The sequence below is a fragment of the Carnobacterium sp. genome, assembly GCF_040274425.1.
Map to the genome: position 1 here is coordinate 1 of NZ_JBEMBC010000135.1, position 4,377 is coordinate 4,377.

At 35.7% G+C, this 4,377-nt stretch carries 4 protein-coding genes; all 4 read right to left on the bottom strand.

Going from position 1 to position 4,377, the window contains the following annotated elements:
* A partial coding sequence (locus tag ABS911_RS14445) for a TPM domain-containing protein (RefSeq protein WP_350468138.1) occupies window positions 1-488 on the bottom strand: 488 nt, incomplete at its 3' end.
* A 175-nt stretch (window positions 489-663) separates the two neighbouring features.
* Window positions 664-1,914 (bottom strand): metal ABC transporter solute-binding protein, Zn/Mn family, encoded by a 1,251-nt coding sequence (locus tag ABS911_RS14450; protein WP_350468139.1) that lies wholly within the window; start codon window positions 1,912-1,914, stop codon window positions 664-666.
* Window positions 1,915-2,025: 111 nt separating this feature from the next.
* Complete coding sequence (locus tag ABS911_RS14455; protein ID WP_350468140.1) at window positions 2,026-2,994, bottom strand: ZinT family metal-binding protein; 969 nt, start codon at window positions 2,992-2,994, stop codon at window positions 2,026-2,028.
* A gap of 269 nt (window positions 2,995-3,263) precedes the next feature.
* Window positions 3,264-4,136, bottom strand: a complete 873-nt coding sequence (locus tag ABS911_RS14460) for a DegV family protein (protein ID WP_350468141.1) — start codon at window positions 4,134-4,136, stop codon at window positions 3,264-3,266.
* Between the last annotated feature and the right edge of the window lie 241 nt (window positions 4,137-4,377).

The following is a 4,377-nucleotide window of genomic DNA, read 5'->3' on the forward strand; positions in this document are numbered from 1 at the left end:
CTAAATATTTCTTGGAGTCCACCATCGAATAAATTGTTGCTTAAATAAGCTAGATTATCATCTAATATTTTCCCGGTTTTCCCATCTGTTAAAGCACCTTCTAAACCATATCCCACTTCAATCCGAATTTCTCGTTCCTCTATTGCTAATAAAATCAAGACACCATTATCATAATCAATATTTCCAATTTTCCATTTTTCGAATAAGGCAACACTGTAGTCTTCAACGGTTTCTCCATTTAATGAATCGATGACCGCTACGACTATTTGAGGTTTCTCAGCAGTTTGTTCATAGTGTTCATTTATCGTTAAAATAAGTTCTTTTGTCTCTGGAGTCAAAATCCCAGGTTCATCATAATAATAAAAATTGGACGGAGTTTCTGGTAATTCAGCTGCAGCTACTAATTGTGGATGTATGTATAAGAACGAAAACAAGGCAATAAAGACGATCCAAATTGTAGAGAACTGTTTATAATCAGAATGTTGCATAGTTTTATCGCTTCTCCATTTCCTTTAAAGTAAAGCTAGAAAGTATTTTAGAGCTTTAGTGTACCATATGTTCGTTATTTCTTAGAATTTAAATAGTAAAAAAGAGAGAACTCCCTTGTGAAAAAGGGGATTCTCTCTTTTAGATAATAATTTATTAAAATCATACAATCACCAATTAGTGAATACTTAATTGTAAAGCTTCTAGATTTTTACGCATTAAACTTAAATAATCCATACCGTCATCTTGCATTTCTTGAGAAACACTTTCAAGGTCATATAATACTTCTATATCAGTATTTGTTTCTTGGCCTACTGTTTGAGCAATAGAAGAGTCTGCTCCTTGTTGGTAATAAATAACAGGAACATCATATTCCTTAACTAATTCACTAATTTCCGCAATACGTGATGGGCTAGGTTCTACTTCAGTAGAAATGCCTCCTACAGCAATTTGTTCTAAGTCGTAACGCTGAGCAATATATCCAAATGCTTGATGTTGAACGACAAACACTCGATTAGTTGCGGAAGACAAAGCAGTCTTATATTCTTCATCTAATTTTTGAAGTTCTAAAATAAATTCTTCAGCATTTTCTTCGTAATAAGTTTTCCCCTCAGGGTCAGCTTGAATCAAGGCCTCTTTGATGACGGTCACTTGGTCTTGAGCTAATACTGGATCTAACCATATGTGAGGATCTGAACATTCGTGATCATCGATAACAATCTCAACAGGAGCTGATTCAGCGTATGGAGTACCAGCTTCGTCAGAAAAGACAACTTTGACGTCAAAACTTTCACCAGTTGTTTCATATTCAAATGTTTCCTTTGTTTGATCTGAGACTGCCTTCCAGTCTGCGTTAGCTTCACGAATATACCACTGCAGGCCAGTTGAATCTTTCATCTCAGTTGAATTGGAAACAAGTTGAACAATATCTCCAGTATGGTAGTGACCAGCTAGTCCATTAATTTCAACGGTAGTAGGTAGATCTCCATCCACTTCAAGTAACTCTTCACTGTGATCACTGCTATCTTGTTGTTCATGTTCATGCGTTTCAGTACTAATAAAGTTATCAGCATCAGCTGTACGAACTGCAATAAGGTCTTCGCTGTCAAGAGAGCTCATAAGGCTTCCAACCCAAGGTTCCATTTCGCCACTACTATAAACAAACACATCTGCATCATTTATAGCAGCAACATCTCGAGCACTTGGTTCAAAACCGTGAGCATCTGTTCCAGGTTTTATAGTCATAGAAACATCTGCGCGATCACCAGCTACTTCTTTTGTAAATTCATAAACGGGATAAAAAGTTGTTACAACTGATAATTCCGAGTTATTCTTTGTTTCACTGTCAGATTGCTCTAGTCCACATCCCAAAAGAGTCACACCTGCAACTAAACTAAGCATACTTGAAACAAACCATTTTCTTTTCATATTTTCCTCCTGGATCTATTTGCTAAAGGTAACTAACAAATGGAGCACTATCATTTAATTTAAAACTATATTATTTGTCATGCCTATAAAAGAATTGATCTTAAAAAATGATTAATGTGCTAGCATATCCCGAACAAGTCCAGTTGCATCTAGGTCAGCAGGATAATAAGTTGGCCAATTATCCATTTCTTCTAACACTGTGCCTCTGTCATCTCCCCAGAATAAATGATAATGGTGAGATTCTTCCGGGAAGATATTGTGGTCACTGAATTGAATGTATTCAGGCATTTCGTCTGAACCATCAACTAATTTAAAGACAAAACGGACGCCTCTATTTCCCTTTTCGTAATTAAGTATTTCATAGCCATCATTCTCGTAAGTTCCTGAATATTCTTTTTCATCATCATAAAAAGTAACTTGTTTTCCCTTGATAACAACTTGATCAACAGTCGTTTCATATCCAATAGTATAATAGTCTTTGTATTCTTCAGCAGTCATAGTGTCACTTTCTTCTGCTTTATGTTCAAAAACTTCATCTAAATCACCAGACTGAAGGTAAGGAAAGACAGATTGCCATTCTCCTTCAAAATCGGATAGTTCACGATTTTCTACTTGAGCATCTTCAAAATAGCCTGCATAGATTTGTTTGCTCGCTTCATCATGGCCATGGTGGTCATCAATAACAATCTTAGCAGGTTCCGATTCAGCATAAGGTTCGTCGTTATCATCTACTAAGGTAGCTTTGATCTCTAATCCATTGGCAGTAGCTTCTCCGATAAAGTCTTTAGTTCTTTGACCAGACACGACTTCCCATTCGCTTTCTTCGTTTTCTCTTGTATACCAATGCCACTGAGCTGTTTCAGTTTCTTTTTCTGGCAGAGCACTTAGTTCAACAGGATCACCTGTATGGTAGTGATCTGCTAAACCATCAATTTCAATGGTTTGATCCACATAACTTTCAGTAGCTTGATCATTCATACTACTTTGTGACTCTTGGTCTGAAGCAACATTGTCTCCACATGCTACTAATAATATACTAACTGCGAACAGTCCTATGTACTGACTTAATCTTTTTTTCATTTATTTCACCCTCCAAGTTTTAAATCGTAATCATTACGTTTTAAAACTTAACATCTTTCTATACATATTGTCAACAGAATTATATAAACTTTTGTTTTAGTTTAAGAAAAAGTGAAAGATCAGTACTTATAATTACTGACAGGGCGGGAAAGGAAGCAATTAGAAATAATTAAAATTTGTAAAAAAATAATTTAAGGAAACTGTAGGTAAACAGGTTCCTTAAATCAAGTTTTTTTGAATAAATAATTTAAATAGAAAATTTTTATGAGCTATTTCTTTTCGATCCCAATAATACCAAAAGCACCAGGTCCGCCATGGCTTGAAATAACAGCACCAGCTGAGAACCAAGAAGGATTATTGTAACCTGCATCTTGCAACAAAAATTTAGCGAGTTGTTTATGGTCTTCGCTCAATCTTTTTGTCCCACCAATAATCACTGTTTCTGGATCAATGTCATAGTTTTTGATGAAATCTTTAACGGTATTTTTCAAACAGCGATCAAACGACCCGCGGTATTTTTTAGAAGCCACTAAATAACCGTCCTTAAGAACAATAGTAGGGTGAAGGTTCAAAAGAGATGCACCAAGATAGGCTACATTTGAAACTCGGCCTCCTGCTTTCAGATAAAGTAATGACTGAGGCAAGAAAACAAAACGTGTACGTTCACGGACATCTTCCACAAAAGCAACAATCTCTTCCGCAGTGGTATTTGGATTGTTTTCAATAAATTTTGCGGTTGCGACAATCACAGCAGTTAAGCCGCCGGAAACATTTTTACTGTCAACGATATGAATATTATTAAAATCTTCAGCTGCTATAGTGCAAGAAGTATAAGATACTGTTGTGACTGCTGAGTACGCAATATGAATAATGTGAGCTTTAGGGTGCTGCGCCAAAATACGCTCGAAAACAACGCTGTTATCTTGTGGAGTTGTACCCGCAGTTTTTGGCAAGGTACCGGTTTGATCATAAAAACGATAAACATCTTCAACGTCAAAGCTTCCATCATCAAAGGTCTCCGAACCCATAGTAACATGCATGGGAATAACATGAATATTGTAGCGCTTGATAAGCTCTGGAGATATATCAGAACCGCTTTCGGTGGTGATTATAAATTTTGTCATATTTTCCTCCTGCTTCATCTTTTAATGATGTAGTTAGGGTAATCATATCATATTGCACTAAGGAAGTTATATTGATATTAAGTAGTTTTTAAATAATATAAGGATCAAATATAGAAAAACTGCTTTATCCATGAAATATTAATCTGCAACAATTATTTCCGCCATTCCAATTCTGGAAGACGTATTACATGATACTCCTTGTTTATTCCTTTATACTGGATACTGTAAAGTATTCATAGAAAGGATGAAAGTAAAATGA

Bases quoted from the DNA above. Each gene is read 5' to 3' on its own strand.
- ABS911_RS14450 (WP_350468139.1), bottom strand. From the start codon at position 1,914: ATGAAAAGAAAATGGTTTGTTTCAAGTATGCTTAGTTTAGTTGCAGGT.
- ABS911_RS14460 (WP_350468141.1), bottom strand. From the start codon at position 4,136: ATGAAGCAGGAGGAAAATATGACAAAATTTATAATCACCACCGAAAGC.
- ABS911_RS14455 (WP_350468140.1), bottom strand. From the start codon at position 2,994: ATGAAAAAAAGATTAAGTCAGTACATAGGACTGTTCGCAGTTAGTATA.